We start from the raw sequence: 17,680 nt of genomic DNA on the forward strand, positions 1-17,680 counted from the left end.
AAATCTGGACGCATATTCGCTAAAGGCGAATTTGATAGGATTGGACGGGTTAGATGGCATCGAATTTATTGAAAGGGACCATGATCTTAACGATTGGCCTCTTATTATCGAGAATAATAGGTATTTTATATGTTATTCCTTTTTATCAAATTATTGGTGAAGAATATATTGCGTTGTATCAATATGCTTATACACCATACTCCATTATGCTGGCTATTGCAGTATCTGGGGTTCCAATTGCGGTTTCTAAGTTTGTATCCAAATATAATGCTCTAGGAGATTATGCAACTGGCAGAAAGCTAGTAAAGTCAAGCATGTTGCTAATGATAGTGACAGGTATTTTAGGTTTTCTAGTGCTTTATTTTCTAGCGGATCCCATCGCACATTTAATCATAAAAGATGATGAAGCTGATTTTTCAGTAAATGATGTAGCTTCTGTGATAAAATTTGTTAGTTTTGCTGTGATTGTAGTTCCAGTTATGAGCTTGGTAAGAGGGTTTTTCCAAGGGTATCAGCATATGACACCTACAGCAGTTTCTCAATTGTGGGAACAAATTGTTCGTATACTTTTTGTTCTAGTTGGTGGTTTCTTTGTTGTGTATATTTTCAATGGCACAGAGAAAACGGCGGTTTCTTTTGCAGTATTTGCTGCATTTTTAGGCGCTATTGCAAGTATGTTTGTTTTATATTGGTATTGGAGAAAATTAAAACCAGAATTTAATAGTCTTTTGAACAGTTCTGGTCGAGTTAGCTCAGATATTTCATTAACGAACATTTATAAAGAGATGCTTATTTATACAGTACCTTTTGCATTAGTAGGGGTTATTAACCCTTTGTTCCAATTTATCGATATGATTACATTTAACAGCGCGATGTCTTCAATAGGTATTGGCGGAAAAGTATCGAACATTTTGTTAGGCATGTTAAACTTTAGTGCGCATAAGCTTGTGATGATTCCGGTAATGCTTGCAACGGGTTTTTCAATGGCATTAATTCCTTATATAACTAGTTATTATGCTAAAAAAGATTTTGCTCAAGTGAGAAAATCCTTGGACCAAACTTTTCAAATTTTACTGTTTCTAACGGTTCCTGCAGCAATGGGAATTTCGATTTTAGCAGATGAATTTTACCTGGTATTTTATGAGGCAAGTGAAACTGGTGCTACAGTGCTAGCACATTACGCTCCTGTGGCAATATTATTCGCGTTGTATCCAGTGACCACTTCTATTTTGCAAGGAATTGATCGACAAAAGTTAATTATTTTAAACCTATTGCTTGGAATTCTAACAAAACTTGTACTGAATACACCGCTTATAAAAGCCTTTGAAACGGATGGAGCAATTATGGCTACAGCTTGCGGTTATTTGGTCGCAATTGGGCTGAATCTATTTGCCATTCGTAAGACACTCCATTATAAATCGAATATGGTTGTTCGTAGGATTATGCTTATTATAATAGTAAATATAGCAATGTTAGTGCTTGTGTTTATAGTTAAGTTAGGATTTGGACAGTTAATATCTATCGATACCAAGCTGGACGGATTAATGGTAATTATCGTTTGTGCAGGTATCGGAGCAGCTTTTTATGCATTTGTTACGATACGATTAGGTCTTGCTCAAAAACTATTTGGGGAGAGACTGACAAGATTTACGAAAAAATTTGGTTTGTAGGTGATTAACATGCGTTTAGATAAATTTTTAGCTCATATGGGCTATGGTACAAGAAAAGAAGTGAAAATTTTAGTTAAATCCAAGGCTATTCAAGTAAACGAAGTCGCTGTCAAAGATAGTTCCATGCATGTGAATGAAATTACAGATAAAGTGACAGTATACGGAGAGCCTGTGAAATACAAAGAATTTATATATTTAATGATGAATAAACCTCCTGGTGTAATTTCTGCGACAGAGGATTCTAGGGATCAAACAGTTATTGATCTCTTAGATGATGATGTCCGCCATTTTGATCCATATCCAGTGGGTAGATTAGATAAGGATACAGTTGGTCTGCTTCTATTGACAAATGATGGTGCTTTAACACATCGGCTTCTCTCGCCGAATAAGGATGTACCAAAAGTGTATTATGCGAAAGTAGAAGGTGTGGTAGATGAATCGGATACTATAGCCTTTTCTCATGGAGTAATTTTAGATGATGGCTATCATACCAAGCCAGGGATACTCAAAATATTAAATAGCGGACCTGTTTCTGAGATAGAATTATCTGTAACAGAAGGTAAATTTCATCAAGTGAAGAGAATGTTTGAAGCAGTGGGGAAAAAAGTTGTTTATTTAAAAAGGCTTTCAATGGGGAAGCTTGTGCTAGACAAAAACCTTTCAGAGGGCACATATAGAGAACTAACGGAAGAAGAGTTAGAACAAATACAGCAAAAGAATGACCTCGCTTAAACACTGAGCATGGTCATTCTTTTCTTATCGTTAATATCTAAGATGTCAATTTGACTCGTTTGTTCGTCGTGGTCCATTTGCCTCTTGTCGGACTAATAACTAAGTCATTAAAAGCAAGCACATTCAAATCTCGTTGAATTGTGCGAGGAGTGATGCCAAATTCATCGACTAAGTCTTGTGTTGTTACAGTTCCATTATCACGGATGAACATATACATGTCTTTAATTCGAGTAAGCATCCGATCAGTAGTAGGTTTCATAAGTAACCACTCCTTCATCATGATATCTCTTGGCTAGACTAGCGGACGACTTGGGTGAAAAGCAACTAAGTAATTGCAATTTACAGCCCCTTTACAATGATGGTAGTCAGAATATTTTCTTTCTGACAATTCCATTATAATAAATTTCTATTGAAATTTCTATAGAGATTATAATATTTACAAATAATTCACATTTCTCTGTAGTTTGGGGATGAGCTAAAAGTAACAAAAACTTCCAAGGGAATTCAAGCAACTCTGATTTCAACTCTAGTTGTATGCTTTCTGTTGGCACAGCTCGAGCCAGGAGTCTTTCCCTGTCACCTTGAAGTAGCTTTTTACCTCTAATCGCCAAAGTATCGAAGTTTTTTATTGATTAATTTCCCTATTTGTAAGCAAATAAACCTTTTGGGGAAATAATCAAACTACTAACAGATTTTTATGTCTTTTTAGATAAAAAGTGTAAAATGAAAGGTAAGTATGATAGAGGAGGAAACTAAATTGAACTGGTTAGAATTAGCAGAATCTAAAAAAGCAGATATAGTAGCAGAGTTACAAAGGTTAATACAAATTCCAAGTGTGATGGATGAAAAAGCAGGTAATGATGAAATGCCTTTTGGTCCTAAACCACTAGAAGCGCTTCTCCATATGTTAAATGAGGGAGAGCAAGAAGGATTTACAACCAAAAATGTGGATAATGTAGCTGGACATATTGAAATGGGTGAAGGCGAAGATATATTAGGTATTCTATGTCACGTAGATGTTGTGCCAGAAGGTAAAAATTGGACATATCCACCATTTGAAGGGATAGTTGCTGATGATAAAGTGTTTGGTCGGGGTGCAATTGACGATAAAGGACCAACGATAGCAGCTTGGATGGCGATGAAACTAGTGAAAGAAGCAGGAATTGAGCTTTCAAAAAAAGTCCGTCTCATCATTGGAACAGACGAAGAAAGTGGATTCCGTTGTATGGCTAGATATTTTGAAAAAGAAGAAATGCCCCAAATGGGATTTGCCCCGGATGCGGATTTCCCCATTATTAATGCAGAAAAAGGAATCGCAAGTCTAATCTTTACGCAAACCGGTTCAGCGGATACAGAAACGATACAATTTTTCCAAGCAGGTAAACGTACAAATATGGTGCCCGATGAAGCCTTTGCGGTATTATTCGGTGGTTTACATATGATTAAAGAGAAGTTCCAAGCGTTTGCAGCAGAACATAATGTTAATGGGGAAGTGACGCAAGAAGGTCCGATGGTAAAAGTGCTTGTGCATGGTAAATCAGCACATGCTATGGAGCCAGATGATGGTGTTAATGCCGGAATTGTACTAGCTAAATTTTTACAAAACATTAACTTAACGCCTCATTCCAAAGCGTTTGTTAACTTTTTAGTGAATTCCTTTGGTGAAGAGAGTAGAGGACATTCCCTGGCACTCAATTTTACAGATGAAATTTCAGGGGATACGACATTAAATCCAGGGGTCATTCATTATGCACCTGCTCAAGGTTCATGCACACAGGTTAGTATGCGTTATTCTGTAAGCTATCCATTCGATGAACAATTAAGAGCGTGTAGAGAGCTCCTTAATGGTACAGGTATTACATTAGATTTAGGTACTAACTCTAAACCACATTATGTCGATAAAGAAGATATACTCATCAAAACTTTACAAAAAGTATACGAAAAACATACTGGTGAGAAAGCTGAGCTTTTGTCTATCGGTGGGGGTACCTATGCAAGAGTTTTAGAAAAAGGGGTAGCATTCGGTATGCTTTTCCCTGGTAGAAAAGACGTAGCACATCAAGTAGATGAATATGTAGATATTGAAGATTTAGTTAAAGCTACTGCTATTTATGCAGATGCAATTGTAGAACTTGCTGGAAGTTCAAAATTCGAGGAGGAATAAGCATGGTAAAAGTATTATGGAATGATCAATTTGTTCAAGAAGAAGATGTGAAAATTGGTTATGAGGATCGTGGTTATCAATTTGGCGACGGAATTTATGAAGTGATTAAAATATATAACGGTAATATGTTCACTGCAACAGAGCACATCGACCGATTGTATGCGAGTGCTGACAAAATTCAATTAGTCATTCCCTATACTAAAGACGTTATGCACAAAATGCTACATGACCTTATTGAAATGAACGAGCTTCAGGACGGTCAAGTGTATTTACAAATTACACGCGGTACTAGCATGCGTCAACATAATTTTCCTGTTCCATCGGTTGAATCTGTTTTAACAGCATATACAAAGGAAACATCACGCCCTCTTTCTCAGCTAGAAAATGGAGTGAAAACTTGCTTTGTGGAGGATATCCGCTGGCTTCGTTGTGATATCAAATCGTTAAATTTATTAGGTAATGTTCTTGCGAAACAGGAAGCAATTAGTAAAGACTGCTACGAAGCGGTACTGCATCGTGGAGAAACGATTACGGAAGGTTCATCCTCTAATATGTACGGTATTAAGGATGGTGTTTTGTATACACATCCTGTTAGCAATTTAATACTTAACGGAATTACTCGCCAAGTTATTTTAAACTGCTGTGAGGAAATAGGGTTACCAGTAGTGGAAGAGGCATTTACGAAAACGCAAGCATTGGAAATGGATGAAATGATTATGTCTTCTACGAATGCAGAAGTAATGCCTGTAATTTCGATTGACGATAAACTAATCGGTAATGGCAAACGTGGAGAATGGACCGAAAAGCTTCAAGTAGCTTTTGAAAAAAGAATTCCTTCATCCATTGAAGTATGACCAAGCATTATTTTATCGCTATAAAGATTCCAATGAAGGTAGCAAATGCCATTATTCAGGAACGTGATAAAACAAACTTACAAAAGACTCATAAAATATTGCCGGTAGCAGAGGACCTCCATATAACTTTGTATTATTTGGGACATGTAGCAGACGATACACTAACTCAAATAATAGATTCTCTTCATCGGTTAGAGTGGGGTTCATTTGAACTAACAACAAGTGGAGTGGCGCAGTTTGGTAGTGATGTCACTCCACGCGTTGTATATACTGCGTTAGAAAAAAGTAATCCTTTACAATTTTTGCAGCAAAAAATTGTAGAGCGATTAGCCGATATTATAGAAGTACAGAAAAAAAACGACTTTACTGCCCATATTACTATCGCTAAAAAATGGGCAGCTAAAGAATCGGTCAATTTAGTTAACTTTACACTACCTAATCTGGCCTTTAATGTAGATAGTTTTTCTATTTATACGATTAATGTAACTCAATCTCCGCGTTACGAGGAAGTTAGTACATTTTTAAATAGGGGAGGGAAATAAAAATGGCCCAACTAGTTAAATTACAAGATTATGTTTCTCGATACCAACTAGATCTTAAAAGATATCCCACACAGTTTGTGCGCTTAAAGAAACAGCAGTGGGATCGAACAAAGGAAGAGTGGGAACGAGGTTCTTTTAACTCTGATTGGATAGAAAAAGAAGAGGAAGTTTTGGAAGGAAACGAGAAAAAAACGATTTTCTCTATTCTTTTTCCAAAGCATAAAAAAGAAACAACGGAAGAGCTAGACTGGCAAAATAATGAGTTGAGTGATGAAGATTTGATTCCTGAAGAGTCTACTACTTTACATTTTGAACCTAAACTAGTATATAATCCACAAACAAAAGAAGAGCTAAAGCGAATGTATTTAGATCAGTTATTTCATTTTCAGTTAAAATGGGCAAGTTCCACGCTGCGTGAAAAGTCTTATATAGATCCAAAATATATGAGAGATTCCATGTTGCGAGATTTAACACAGAAATTACCCGATAATTATTTTTTATTTTATTATCCTATTTTGAAGCTTAAAAAAGCACCAATTGAATTAGATATCATACTAATACTACCTACAGAAGTGGTATGTATAGTAGCTCTTGAGGCTAAAGCTTCTGATGCTTTTATAGGAAGCGGAGATCGGTTCTGGCTAAAGAAAAGCGGAAAAGATGAAAAGAAAATTTTAAATCCAACGATTAATCTCAATCGTATGGAATCTATCTTAAGTCAGATTTTCCAAAAGCAAGATATAGAGCTACCGATAAAAAAAGTAATTCTTTCAAGAAATGGCTATATTGATTATCCAGGAAACTCGTTTAACACCGATTTTATCGATACACGTAAATTTCCAGAGTGGTTTTTATCATTGAAATCCTCACCTTCTCCGATGAAGCATATGCAATTTAAAGCAGCACAGGCAATATTGGACTTAGTACAAACGACTTCTTATTCCAGATCTAGTTGGGATTTGGGGAGCGAGGAAATCGATGAGTAATATAGTTTTTATCGTAAACGAGCACGCAGGAAATGGTTTAGGTAAGAAAGTATGGAACAAATGGAAAGAAACAATTGATATTCCCCATCAAGTATTTATAACTGAAAGAACAGAGCATGCCACCGAAATAGCAAAAAGCTGTGCAGACTCGCTCGATGATTTGATAATAGTTGGTGTTGGCGGAGACGGTACCATTCATGAAATTATCGCTGGTATAGTAGGTTTTGCACACGTTAGAATTGGATTTATTCCTGCAGGTAGTGGAAATGACTTTAGCCGAACATTTGCTGTAATTCATACGTTAAGGGACTTAAAATCTTATGCAAATAGTAACAGTCACAAAGAAATGGATTTGGGAACTGTACGAACTCCTGAAAGGGAATATCAATTTGTTAATAATGCAGGATTTGGCTTTGATGCAAAAGTTGCTTATTTGGCAAATTATTCTACATGGAAGAGTAGGCTAAACCTATTCAGACTTGGTAAACTAGCATACATATTATATTTATTGAAAGAATTATTTACATTTGATAAATTTTCTTTTACTTTACATACTAATAATGAAATTATCCGATTTGATGATGTATGGTTTTTTGTTATTTGCAATCAGCCATTTTTTGGAGGAGGCATGAAAATCTCTCCAAAGTCTATTGCAAATGACCAAATACTTGAGGTGACGGTAGTTAACAAATTATCAAGATGGAAATTATTATTTATTTTTGGTACAGTATTCTTTGGAAAACATACTAAATTTAAAGAAGTTACTCAGTTCCAAGCTTCCGAGTTTACAATGGTCCTTCATAATGAAGTGTTTGGTCATGTAGACGGAGAGTTTTCTGGCATAACAGATAAAGATACAGCTTATACATGTTCCGTAGTAGCAAATGCATGGAATTTAGCAAGCCGTTAAAGAAAAAGGAGTTTAAATAATGAGGTTAAGAAATAAGCCATGGGCAGAGGATTTTATCAATGCTCACCCAGAGATAGTAATACCAAATCCTGAAGAAAAAAAAGGGAAATGGAACGTTGTGTTTAATAATGATCATCCATTGCATATCGAGGTAGGATCAGGTAAAGGTCAGTTTGTAACAGGAATGGCTAAACAAAACCCTGACATCAATTATATCGGAATCGAATTATATGACAGTGTCATTGTGTCCGCATTGGAAAATGCAATTGCCGCTCAGCCACTACCGAATTTACGATTATTGAAAGTGAACGGAGCAGATCTAGCTCAGTATTTTGAAAAAAATGACGTCGATCGAGTGTATTTAAATTTCTCCGATCCATGGCCAAAAACTAGACATGCTAAAAGACGTTTGACACATGCAGTATTTTTAGAGTTATATAAATCGATTTTAGTAGACCATGCTGAAATTCATTTCAAAACAGATAATCGCGGACTATTTGAATACTCCTTAACGAGTATGTCTGCTTTCGGGATGCTTATCAAGGATGTCTCTCTCGATTTGCATGTTAATATGCCTGAGGATAATATTATGACGGAATATGAAGAAAAGTTTTCTGCAAAAGGACAGCCTATCTATCGAGTAGAAGCTAAATACATCTAAAAGGGGTGTCGGGAAATGGATACGTTTAAATTTCATGAAATGTCGTTTACATGGTTAAAGGGTGGTACAACTTTTATGGACGGGGGTGCCATGTTTGGGGTTGTTCCAAAACCACTATGGGAAAAGAAATACCCGGTCAATGAGAAAAACCAGATTGAACTGCCATCTGATCCATTACTTATCCAATATAAAAGTCAAAATATATTAATGGAATCAGGTCTCGGTTATCTTAAAATGACCGAGAAACAATTGCGAAACTATGGAGTTACTGATCAATCCCAGGTGGAAGATAATCTAGTAGAATTAGGAATATTACCAGAAGATATTCATATAGTCATGATGACTCATCTCCATTTCGATCATGCCTGTGGACTGACGAAATGGGAAGGTAACCAGATTGTTTCCACTTTTCCAAATGCAAAAATATACGTATCAGATGTTGAATGGCAGGAGATGCGAAATCCAAATATTCGCTCCAAAAATACGTACTGGAAAGAAAATTGGGAGGCAATTGAAAACCAAGTAGTACCGTTTACAGATTCGCTCGAGATAATTGAAGGGATTCAAATGATTCATACTGGTGGTCATAGTGACGGACATAGTATTGTAGTATTCACACAAGAAGAGGATACTGTCATACATATGGCAGATTTAATGCCTACCCATGCACACCAAAATCCACTTTGGGTTCTTGCATATGACGATTATCCGATGACATCTGTGTATGCGAAAGAAAAATGGGTCAAACAAGCACTTCAACAAAATTACTGGTTCAGCTTCTACCATGATGCCTTCTATCGAATGATCAAATGGTCTGAAGATGGAAAAGAAATAGTGGATTTGGTTGAGAGAAGTCGTAAGTAGAAAGTGAGTGGTGACATTGTCATCGCTCTTTTTTATGGAGAATTTAACCTATTCCAACTAGCAGAGCATTTATTCCAACTAAAGCATCTGAAATTCTAACTAATCATTTTCAGGCAATAAGAAAAAACGGGCAAAAAAACGCCCGGTCCTTTAAGATAAAGACATGTTTCTATCGTTTCTGAATTGCTTTGGACAGACGATTTTACTATATGATTATCGAATGATTTTTTAGGGATTCTAGTTGGTTGTGACGTCCGTCACAACCAACTAGAATCTCCTTTTTTTCGGTAATCTTATGGTGTTTGTCTATCCGTCGCCCATCCCCAACTCTTAGAAACAGGTGAGGGCGTTTTTGTTTAACGAAAGAAAAGATACTTTTCTAATACATAGAGGAAGCTCACGAAGATGCAATTTCGTTCGCTCTTTCGCTTCTTTATTTAATGCACACTTACTATTTCTTTTTATTTCCACTAGTAAAAATATTATCTACTCTTTTCACAGTTCAGGAAGAATAATGCAACTACTCCAAATATGTTTTTATACTTACATATACTTTAACTAATAAAATTATCTCAGGCGATACGCTATGCCAAATTTCTTAGTGTAGTACCACACCTTCATTGATTGGAGTGAAAGGTGGCGACTCCTGTGGGATGAGTGAGACAGATGAGGTATCACATCGACGCGCTAGCGACGGTGATAGCTCATCGCTCACCCCACGGAAAGCGTCCACCTGAAACGGAAATCATAGGATTATTTTGCTTACTAGTCTCCTAAAACCAGTGTTCACAAAATATTTTTATATACTTATCTTTAAAAAAATGGCTGTTCATGATAAATATCAAGAACAGCCACTCTATTAAAACTAAATTTTCACCAAATCAACAACTGAACCTGTTTTTGCATCTGCTGCGAACTCATATTGCTCAAGTTCACCATTCTTCACACGGGAAATTCCACCTTTATAAACATTCATACTTATGGCAGCTTTTTGAAATTTTTCTGGTGACATATATATCCATGATCCATCAATTGGACCCTCTTTTTTGAAAGAATTTTTAATTTCATTTAATACAAGCTCGGCTGAACGATTGAAATCCATCTTATTAGTAGCTTGGCTGGCAATAACCCCAATAACAATTCCAGTTCCAAGTCCCATCATATAATCTTTTAATTTCATTATTATTCCTCCCATCTTATTTTTTTTAGTGTATCATACATCCTCATTACTATTAAAATTTTTCGGATTACGAAGTTTTATTGTAGTAAACGAAGAGATCTTTTATTACAATAAGAGAAGGATATTATTTTCTGCATAGCTTTAGGAGGCTTTTTTATATGAATGAAGAAACACGCTCACTATTTAAAACGTTGACAGAACTTCCAGGAGCACCTGGCAATGAATATGCAGTTCGTGCCTTTATGCGCGACGAGCTGACTAAATATTCAGATGAAATTGTTCAAGATAACCTAGGTGGAATTTTTGGACTTAAAAAAGGTGATGAAAATGGACCGAAAATTTTAGTTGCAGGTCACATGGATGAAGTCGGATTTATGGTAACAGGAATCACAGATAATGGAATGGTACGTTTTCAACCACTAGGTGGCTGGTGGAGCCAGGTTTTACTTGCACAGCGAGTAGATGTGGTCACTAAGGATAAAACAATTCCTGGTGTAATCGGTTCTATTCCTCCTCATTTGTTGAGCGATGAGCTTCGTAACAAACCGATGGATATAAAAAATATGTTAATTGATATTGGAGCAGATGACAAAGAGGATGCTGTACGAATGGGTATTAAACCGGGTGATCAAATCGTACCAGTTTGTGCATTTACACCGATGGCAAATGATAAAAAGATTATGGCGAAGGCTTGGGACAACCGTTATGGCTGTGGCTTAGCAATTGAGCTTTTAAAAGAGGTACAGAACGAGCAACTACCGAATATGCTTTACTCGGGTGCAAACGTTATGGAGGAGGTTGGTCTTCGCGGTGCACAGGCATCAGCAAATATGATTAACCCTGACTTATTCTTTGCTTTAGATGCAAGTCCTGCCAATGATGCTTCGGGTAACAAAAGTGAGTTTGGACAACTTGGTAAAGGAACACTTTTACGAATTTTCGACCGTACAATGGTAACTCATAGAGGTATGCGTGAATTTGTATTAGATACTGCAGAAACGCATAATATTCCCTATCAGTATTTCATCTCACAAGGTGGTACAGATGCTGGACGTGTTCATACATCGAATGAAGGTGTTCCAAGCGCGGTAATTGGTATTTGCTCACGTTACATTCATACGGCTGCATCTATTATTCATACAGATGATTATGCTGCGGCTAAAGAGCTTATAGTCAAATTAGTTAAATCATGCGATAGCACTACTTTAGAAACAATTAAATCGAACGTATAAGTAAGCGACAGATGCGATACTGTACTTTAAAAAGATGCCTTTAAAGGCATCTTTTTAACTAGAAAGAAGGATAAATGTATGAAGATATTAATAGGTACTCATAATAGAGCTAAAACAAAAGCAGTTCAGACGATTGCTAGTATTTATTATCCAAATGCAATATTTGAGAACAAAGAAGTTCCATCACTAGTGTCGGATCAACCTATGAGTCAGGAAGAGACACGGCAAGGGGCTATTAACCGAGCAAAGCAACTTATGGTGGACTCAGAGGAAGCTGTGTTTGGAATAGGCTTAGAAGGTGGAGTTCAGGTAATTGATGGTCAAATGTACATTTGTAATTGGGGAGCTCTTGTAACGCAAAAGGGTGATGTTTTTACGGCTACAGGAGCTGGAGTTCCACTCCCTGCTGAAATAGCGGAACAATTAATAGCTGGTGCGGAACTTGGACCAATTATGGACGTCTATTCTAATAAGAATGGTATTCGTCATGAAGAAGGTGCCATTGGAGTATTTTCAAGTGGATTTGTTAATAGAAGTGCTATGTTTGAGCATATAATGTTATTATTGATAGGGCAATTTGTATTTTCTAATAAGCTCAAGTAGTTGCAACTGTATGTAATCATCGTTAAAATATATAGCAGTTATGCACTGAATGGAGGAACGAGAATGACCCGAAAATGGATGCGATTATTGATCGCGTCACTAGCTGTCATTTTGTTAGCTGGATGTTCTACTTTAGAGGAACAGACTTCAGATGGGCTTGAAAATGCAAAAGTTGCATTTCAAGATGATGCAGAAAAACCAAATGAAAAAGTGAATGATATCAATATATTTCTACCTAGAGGTTTTTCGATAGAGGAAGAATCAAATGAGACGAATATTATTCTTTCCAAAGGAAATGACTCATATATTCTATTTATTAATCCGAATGAATTGCAAAGCAGTCAACTATATTATAATTTGATGACATCAGATAGTAATCTAAAAGTAGTAAAAGAAAAAACTTTTGAGCAAAATGGACGTTTTGGATTTGCTGCGATTATTGAAAATAGTGAAGAAAAATACGAGCTCATAACAAGTATTGGCGGTATTAAACTAACTACCATATCCGAACAGCAGGATATTGCAACTAATTTAAAGAAAATGATGCTTATTGTTCGGTCCATTGCAACAAACTAGAGGAGTGATACATATGGAAAATCTAGCTTCAGTAGAACAATTTGAACAATTAAAACAACAAGAAAAAGTTGTATTTAAATTTACGGCAGGATGGTGTCCAGATTGTCATTTCATCGATCCTTTCATGGGAGAGGTAGAAGAAAAGTTTAAGGAGTTCACGTTTATTTCCGTAGATCGCGATCAGTTCATCGATTTATGCATCGAGCTTGATATATTTGGTATTCCTAGTTTTCTAGTATATGAAAATGGCGTAGAAAAAGGTCGGTTTGTTAGTAAGGACCGTAAAACTAAAGAAGAGATTGAGACATTTCTACAACTGATTTAAGCGGACGAAACGGTTCACATAGTGGACCGTTTTGTTTAATGAAGGGAAAAGATAAAAATGAAAGCACTTGAACTTGTACGACTCTTAAAAACGAAGCTTTCCGAAGATATTTATACGTATGATTATAATAGAGAAACGAATAAGCTTCGATTGACTCATAAAGCTACAGCGAAAGGAATTGAAATTTCGGTTCCTCCAATCTTAGCTAAATATGAAACGAAAAAAGAAGCCGCTATTAATGAGGTTGTATATACGATACAAGAAACATTTCAAGCGATGGAAAAAGAGATGGCCGGTGAAATAGATCCTTCATTATCAGTATATCCAGTAATCCGTTCTACCTCATTCCCGCTTAAGTCTAATGAAGGCAATCGTTTTATCACGAAGGATCATACTGCAGAAACACGAATTTACTATGCTGTTGATCTTGGTAGTACTTACCGTTTGCTAGATGAAAAGATGCTCGCAGACTGGAAGGTAAGAGAGACGGAAGTAAGAGAACGAGCTCTTTTCCAAGTTAGAAATTTAGAAAATCGCTTTAAAACGGACGAGGTTGCGGGCAATATATTTTATTTCTTTAATAATAACGATGGCTATGATGCAAGTCGTATACTTAACGAATCGTTATTAAAAGACATGAAAAAACAAATTACTGGAGATATGACTATTTCTGTACCCCATCAAGATGTTATGATAATTGGGGATATTAGAAATGAAACTGGCTACGATGTTCTAGCGCAAATGACGATGCATTTCTTCACCGTTGGAACTGTACCTGTTACTTCATTATCTTTCATCTATGAACATGGTGATTTAGAACCGATATTTATCATGGCGAAAAATCGAGTATCAAAGGAGAACGAAGACAAATGAATATTTTTTACAACAAAGCTGGAGTTGGCGATGTGTTATTAATCCAACTAACACCTGAAAAAACAGATAAGGTTATTACAGAAACTAATGGTGATGTCACGCAAGTAAAAGATGCACAAACAAATGAAGTATTGGCTATAAATATTTTTGAATTTAGTAAATACAAAGAGTTGGATGTTCAAGGTAATGTTCCTTTAAACGAAGAAATAGTTGAAACTGTAAAACAAATATTATCAAAAAATGGCTTATCTTTCACACTAGAAGTGGACCTATCTCCTAAATTTGTTGTTGGGCAAGTGGAATCGCTGGAGCAGCATCCTAATGCTGACAAGTTAAAAGTATGCCAAGTGAATGTTGGGGATACTACATTACAAATTGTGTGTGGCGCACCGAACGTAGAAGCTGGTCAAAAGGTAGTAGTAGCAAAGGTAGGAGCGGTTATGCCTTCGGGTATGGTTATAAAAGATGCTGAACTGAGGGGTGTTGCTTCAAGTGGAATGCTATGCTCCGCAAGAGAATTGGCGATTCCTAACGCACCAGAAGTAAAAGGAATTCTTGTTCTGGAAGAACAAAAAGAAGTCGGAAGTGAATTTTTAGTTTAATGAATGAAAAGCATACCATGATGGTGTGCTTTTTTTCTTTAGAAAATTATAGATCTTATATAAAGTGGTTATTGTGAATTATAGCGCAGGTCGGCGACTCTAGTTGAACAATATGATGAAGTGAATACAGGCTCGAGTCGCCCTGAGAAAGATTCCGACCGCAAAGGAAATGAGAGGTATATCTGGATCTTTTTTTGACTGCACTGCATTCGTCTAGGTAAGTCGTTACACGCTCTCGAGCACATTTATTTGTGCTTGTATGAAATTTACTTCCTCTCTCCGTTATGTTACGCGAACACTCATTATTTACTCGCTCATTGCCATTATTTACTCTCGGAATGCCCAAAATATTCACCGTCCCAATATATAAGTGGCACTTTACAAATAGTCAAACAACAAAAAGGCATGATATTTTTCCCATTCTACCTGTTAAATACAGACGAAACCTATTATTATTGATAGAATAAGAGGTATCTTTTAGAAAGAGTGATGAATTTGAATTGGTTAAAAAAATTATTTGCATCAGATGAAAATGAAGTTGAAGAGGAGTACGAAGAGCAACAACAAGTGATCCATTCCGCAACAAAGAAAACTCCTTTTCGTTTCCCGTTAATATCAGATGAAGAAAAAAATGAATTGTTATACGGATATCCCAAGGAAGAAAAAATAGTAGAACCATATAAAGAGGAACCTTATTTAAAGGAACAAGAATTTAAACCATTGCATACCCAAAGTCTGTGGCAGCAACGTAAACAGCCCACTGTAACACATCGTGCTGAAAAGAAAATGATGGAAGAAACTCCTGCTATAAATCGAAAGAAAAGAGCATTTACACCTACAGAGGTACCTTCTCCTGTTTATGGCTTTTCCAAAACGGTAGTAACAAAAGAAAAAGAGTTCACAGAAGAGATTGAACCTAAAATTGAAGAAGTAACTGCTGCAGCAACTTATCCGGAACCTACTATTTTAGAACCGGAAGTAATAGCAACAGACAATCTCGTTCAGCAAACAGAGCTAGAGGAAAATCAGTTGGCTTATGATTTAGAAGAGAAAGCACATGCAACCGAGTTAGTAGAAGTTGTACAAGCAGAGGTAGCTGTAGCGGAAATGGTAGAAACAATTGATCTAGCTCAAAATGCAGAAATCATTGAAGAAAAGCCAGTAAAAGAAAATATTCGACCATTTAATGTACTAATGCTGAAATCAGATAAAAGTAAATTGAATAGAATAGATACTATGAACAAAATCTCTCCGGTAGCGCAAAAGGCGGTTAATACACCAAAGCCATCCATTCAGCAGGAGCAGAAACAAACAAATGAAACGGTTCAATTAAGTGTGCAGGAAGTTAAAACAATAGAAGAAAAAGTAGAGGAAGAGATACTACCTAATTATGTCAGACCCTCTTTTAGTCATTTACTTCCTCCCGAGATGAATGTGGAAGATAAGGAATGGATGGAGGAGCAAGCATTTACATTAGTAGATGCGTTATCACATTTTCAAGTAGTTGGTGAAATTGTTCAAATGGTACAGGGACCAGCAGTTACTCAATTTGAAATAACAGTTGGTCAGGGAACAAAGGTTAGTAAAATACGAAACTTGGCGGATGATCTTAAGCTTGCGTTAGCAGCAAAGGATATTCGTATTCAAGCACCAATACCTGGGAAGAGCTCTATTGGAATAGAGATACCAAATAGAAAATCTCGTGCAGTGCGCTTAGCTGAAGTAATAAATACAGATATATTTTTAGGCTCGGATTCTCCCTTGGAAGCCGCTTTAGGATTGGATCTTACAGGTAAACCAGTGACATTGGATTTGCGTAAAATGCCTCACGGACTCATTGCAGGAGCAACTGGTTCTGGTAAATCTGTATTTATCAACTCATTATTAGTAAGTCTGTTGTATAAAGCGACGCCAGCTGAAGTAAAATTATTATTAATAGATCCTAAAATGGTAGAGCTTGCACCGTTCAATCATATTCCACATCTTGTCAGTCCAGTTATTACAGATGTAAAAGCCGCAACTGCAGCACTGAAGTGGGCAGTGGAAGAGATGGAACGACGCTATCAGTTGTTTGCACATATTGGGGTGCGGGATATATCGAGATATAATACGCTCGCTACCGAGAAGCGCCAGTTTGCTCAGAAGCTTCCGTATATTGTCATAGTAATTGATGAGCTTGCGGATTTGATGATGATGGCTCCTACGGAAGTAGAAGATGCTATTTGTCGAATTGCACAAAAGGCAAGAGCCTGTGGAATACATTTAGTATTGGCTACACAGCGACCTTCAGTTGATGTTATCACTGGTCTCATTAAAGCAAATATCCCTACACGAATTGCATTTTCCGTATCTTCACAAATTGATTCACGCACGATTTTGGATCAGCAGGGTGCAGAACGTTTGCTAGGAAAAGGAGATATGCTTTACCAAGGTAACGGAATGTCTAGCCCTGTTCGTATCCAAGGTACCTATGTATCGGATGACGAAATTGAAAGTGTTATTGAATATGCTCGAACTCAGGGGAATCCAGATTATTTGTTTGAACAAGAGGAGCTTCTCCAAAAAGAAATAACCTCTGAACAGGACGAATTATTTGAAGAGGCTTGCCGATTTATTGTAGAACAAGGAACTGCATCCACTTCATTATTGCAGCGTAAATTTCATCTAGGATATAACCGAGCAGCCCGCTTAATAGATGCCATGTATGAAAATGGTTATGTTACAGAGCAAAAGGGAAGTAAAGCTAGAGATGTTCTTTTAACAAGTGAAACTTTAGACGAAATATTTAGTTAACATTTTTTATTAAATGTTCACAAGAAGAAGTGTTATAATGATGAATACGTCCAGATAGGCGCATGAATTATTCAATGTATTTAAGTGGGGCTAATCCCAGGAGGTTACTACGT

The 17,680-nt window shown here is 36.6% G+C and carries 18 protein-coding genes; 16 read left to right on the forward strand and 2 right to left on the reverse strand.

Annotation, left to right across the window (positions count from 1 at the left end; all coding sequences use genetic code 11):
• Positions 1 to 53: 53 nt before the first annotated feature.
• Both BLR36_RS03440 and BLR36_RS03445 read left to right on the forward strand, forming a co-directional pair.
• Positions 54 to 1,670 carry a putative polysaccharide biosynthesis protein gene (locus BLR36_RS03440; RefSeq protein WP_093060333.1) on the forward strand — a complete coding sequence of 539 codons (1,617 nt, stop codon included), beginning with the start codon at positions 54 to 56 and terminating at the stop codon, positions 1,668 to 1,670.
• 9 nt (positions 1,671 to 1,679) lie between these two features.
• Complete coding sequence (locus tag BLR36_RS03445; RefSeq protein WP_093060334.1) at positions 1,680 to 2,402, forward strand: pseudouridine synthase; 723 nt, start codon at positions 1,680 to 1,682, stop codon at positions 2,400 to 2,402.
• Positions 2,403 to 2,439: 37 nt separating this feature from the next.
• On the opposite strand, the gene BLR36_RS03450 is transcribed toward BLR36_RS03445, so the two are convergent.
• Entirely contained in the window at positions 2,440 to 2,661 is a 222-nt protein-coding gene (locus tag BLR36_RS03450) for a DeoR family transcriptional regulator (RefSeq protein ID WP_093060335.1), read from the reverse strand.
• A 498-nt stretch (positions 2,662 to 3,159) separates the two neighbouring features.
• Here BLR36_RS03450 and pepV point away from each other — a divergent pair, with 498 nt between their 5' ends.
• Genes pepV through BLR36_RS03490 form a run of 7 tightly spaced genes read left to right on the forward strand, consistent with a single transcriptional unit; the run spans position 3,160 to position 9,383 of the window.
• A complete protein-coding gene (pepV, locus tag BLR36_RS03460; RefSeq protein ID WP_093060337.1) occupies positions 3,160 to 4,566 on the forward strand; it encodes a dipeptidase PepV in 1,407 nt (468 codons plus the stop codon).
• A gap of 2 nt (positions 4,567 to 4,568) precedes the next feature.
• The gene (gene dat, locus BLR36_RS03465; protein ID WP_093060338.1) at positions 4,569 to 5,420 is read left to right on the forward strand and encodes a D-amino-acid transaminase; all 852 of its coding nucleotides are present in this window, start codon (positions 4,569 to 4,571) and stop codon (positions 5,418 to 5,420) included.
• A complete protein-coding gene (thpR, locus tag BLR36_RS03470; RefSeq protein WP_093060339.1) occupies positions 5,417 to 5,962 on the forward strand; it encodes an RNA 2',3'-cyclic phosphodiesterase in 546 nt (181 codons plus the stop codon). The genes dat and thpR overlap by 4 nt, the downstream gene beginning before the upstream one ends.
• 2 nt (positions 5,963 to 5,964) lie before the next feature.
• Positions 5,965 to 6,948 (forward strand): nuclease-related domain-containing protein, encoded by a 984-nt coding sequence (locus BLR36_RS03475; RefSeq protein ID WP_093060340.1) that lies wholly within the window; start codon positions 5,965 to 5,967, stop codon positions 6,946 to 6,948.
• The gene (locus BLR36_RS03480) at positions 6,941 to 7,858 is read left to right on the forward strand and encodes a diacylglycerol/lipid kinase family protein (RefSeq protein ID WP_093060341.1); all 918 of its coding nucleotides are present in this window, start codon (positions 6,941 to 6,943) and stop codon (positions 7,856 to 7,858) included. The genes BLR36_RS03475 and BLR36_RS03480 overlap by 8 nt, the downstream gene beginning before the upstream one ends.
• 19 nt (positions 7,859 to 7,877) lie before the next feature.
• Entirely contained in the window at positions 7,878 to 8,519 is a 642-nt protein-coding gene (gene trmB / locus BLR36_RS03485) for a tRNA (guanosine(46)-N7)-methyltransferase TrmB (protein WP_093060342.1), read from the forward strand.
• 15 nt (positions 8,520 to 8,534) lie between these two features.
• Positions 8,535 to 9,383, forward strand: a complete 849-nt coding sequence (locus BLR36_RS03490) for a YtnP family quorum-quenching lactonase (RefSeq protein WP_093060343.1) — start codon at positions 8,535 to 8,537, stop codon at positions 9,381 to 9,383.
• An 865-nt stretch (positions 9,384 to 10,248) separates the two neighbouring features.
• Here BLR36_RS03490 and BLR36_RS03495 read toward each other — a convergent pair.
• On the reverse strand, positions 10,249 to 10,563 hold the full coding sequence (locus tag BLR36_RS03495; RefSeq protein ID WP_093060344.1) for a hypothetical protein: 315 nt from the start codon (positions 10,561 to 10,563) through the stop codon (positions 10,249 to 10,251).
• A gap of 158 nt (positions 10,564 to 10,721) precedes the next feature.
• Between BLR36_RS03495 and BLR36_RS03500 the strand changes: the two genes are divergently transcribed.
• The 7 genes from BLR36_RS03500 to BLR36_RS03530 all read left to right on the forward strand — a co-directional run bounded on the left by BLR36_RS03500 (position 10,722) and on the right by BLR36_RS03530 (position 17,567).
• Positions 10,722 to 11,795: a M42 family metallopeptidase gene (locus tag BLR36_RS03500; protein WP_093060345.1), complete on the forward strand. Its 1,074-nt coding sequence runs from the start codon at positions 10,722 to 10,724 to the stop codon at positions 11,793 to 11,795.
• Positions 11,796 to 11,873: 78 nt separating this feature from the next.
• Positions 11,874 to 12,398 (forward strand): DUF84 family protein, encoded by a 525-nt coding sequence (locus tag BLR36_RS03505; RefSeq protein ID WP_093060346.1) that lies wholly within the window; start codon positions 11,874 to 11,876, stop codon positions 12,396 to 12,398.
• Between the two features lie 63 nt (positions 12,399 to 12,461).
• Positions 12,462 to 12,974 (forward strand): hypothetical protein, encoded by a 513-nt coding sequence (locus BLR36_RS03510; protein ID WP_093060347.1) that lies wholly within the window; start codon positions 12,462 to 12,464, stop codon positions 12,972 to 12,974.
• Between the two features lie 13 nt (positions 12,975 to 12,987).
• Positions 12,988 to 13,299, forward strand: a complete 312-nt coding sequence (locus BLR36_RS03515) for a thioredoxin family protein (RefSeq protein WP_093060348.1) — start codon at positions 12,988 to 12,990, stop codon at positions 13,297 to 13,299.
• 57 nt (positions 13,300 to 13,356) lie between these two features.
• The gene (locus BLR36_RS03520) at positions 13,357 to 14,172 is read left to right on the forward strand and encodes a DUF1444 family protein (protein WP_093060349.1); all 816 of its coding nucleotides are present in this window, start codon (positions 13,357 to 13,359) and stop codon (positions 14,170 to 14,172) included.
• Entirely contained in the window at positions 14,169 to 14,774 is a 606-nt protein-coding gene (gene ytpR, locus BLR36_RS03525) for a YtpR family tRNA-binding protein (protein ID WP_093060350.1), read from the forward strand. The genes BLR36_RS03520 and ytpR overlap by 4 nt, the downstream gene beginning before the upstream one ends.
• A gap of 489 nt (positions 14,775 to 15,263) precedes the next feature.
• Positions 15,264 to 17,567, forward strand: a complete 2,304-nt coding sequence (locus tag BLR36_RS03530; RefSeq protein ID WP_093060351.1) for a DNA translocase FtsK — start codon at positions 15,264 to 15,266, stop codon at positions 17,565 to 17,567.
• Positions 17,568 to 17,680 lie beyond the last annotated feature (113 nt).

The sequence above is a fragment of the Psychrobacillus sp. OK028 genome, from assembly GCF_900103605.1.
Classification (GTDB): Bacteria; Bacillota; Bacilli; order Bacillales_A; family Planococcaceae; genus Psychrobacillus.

Excerpts from the sequence above, each read along its gene's own strand:
- thpR (WP_093060339.1), top strand. The coding sequence starts at position 5,417 with ATGACCAAGCATTATTTTATCGCTATAAAGATTCCAATGAAGGTAGCA.
- BLR36_RS03495 (WP_093060344.1), bottom strand. The coding sequence starts at position 10,563 with ATGAAATTAAAAGATTATATGATGGGACTTGGAACTGGAATTGTTATT.
- trmB (WP_093060342.1), top strand. The coding sequence starts at position 7,878 with ATGAGGTTAAGAAATAAGCCATGGGCAGAGGATTTTATCAATGCTCAC.
- BLR36_RS03450 (WP_093060335.1), bottom strand. The coding sequence starts at position 2,661 with ATGAAACCTACTACTGATCGGATGCTTACTCGAATTAAAGACATGTAT.
- ytpR (WP_093060350.1), top strand. The coding sequence starts at position 14,169 with ATGAATATTTTTTACAACAAAGCTGGAGTTGGCGATGTGTTATTAATC.
- BLR36_RS03490 (WP_093060343.1), top strand. The coding sequence starts at position 8,535 with ATGGATACGTTTAAATTTCATGAAATGTCGTTTACATGGTTAAAGGGT.
- BLR36_RS03480 (WP_093060341.1), top strand. The coding sequence starts at position 6,941 with ATGAGTAATATAGTTTTTATCGTAAACGAGCACGCAGGAAATGGTTTA.
- BLR36_RS03515 (WP_093060348.1), top strand. The coding sequence starts at position 12,988 with ATGGAAAATCTAGCTTCAGTAGAACAATTTGAACAATTAAAACAACAA.
- BLR36_RS03475 (WP_093060340.1), top strand. The coding sequence starts at position 5,965 with ATGGCCCAACTAGTTAAATTACAAGATTATGTTTCTCGATACCAACTA.
- BLR36_RS03440 (WP_093060333.1), top strand. The coding sequence starts at position 54 with ATGGCATCGAATTTATTGAAAGGGACCATGATCTTAACGATTGGCCTC.
- dat (WP_093060338.1), top strand. The coding sequence starts at position 4,569 with ATGGTAAAAGTATTATGGAATGATCAATTTGTTCAAGAAGAAGATGTG.
- BLR36_RS03510 (WP_093060347.1), top strand. The coding sequence starts at position 12,462 with ATGACCCGAAAATGGATGCGATTATTGATCGCGTCACTAGCTGTCATT.
- BLR36_RS03445 (WP_093060334.1), top strand. The coding sequence starts at position 1,680 with ATGCGTTTAGATAAATTTTTAGCTCATATGGGCTATGGTACAAGAAAA.
- BLR36_RS03520 (WP_093060349.1), top strand. The coding sequence starts at position 13,357 with ATGAAAGCACTTGAACTTGTACGACTCTTAAAAACGAAGCTTTCCGAA.
- BLR36_RS03530 (WP_093060351.1), top strand. The coding sequence starts at position 15,264 with ATGAATTTGAATTGGTTAAAAAAATTATTTGCATCAGATGAAAATGAA.
- BLR36_RS03500 (WP_093060345.1), top strand. The coding sequence starts at position 10,722 with ATGAATGAAGAAACACGCTCACTATTTAAAACGTTGACAGAACTTCCA.
- BLR36_RS03505 (WP_093060346.1), top strand. The coding sequence starts at position 11,874 with ATGAAGATATTAATAGGTACTCATAATAGAGCTAAAACAAAAGCAGTT.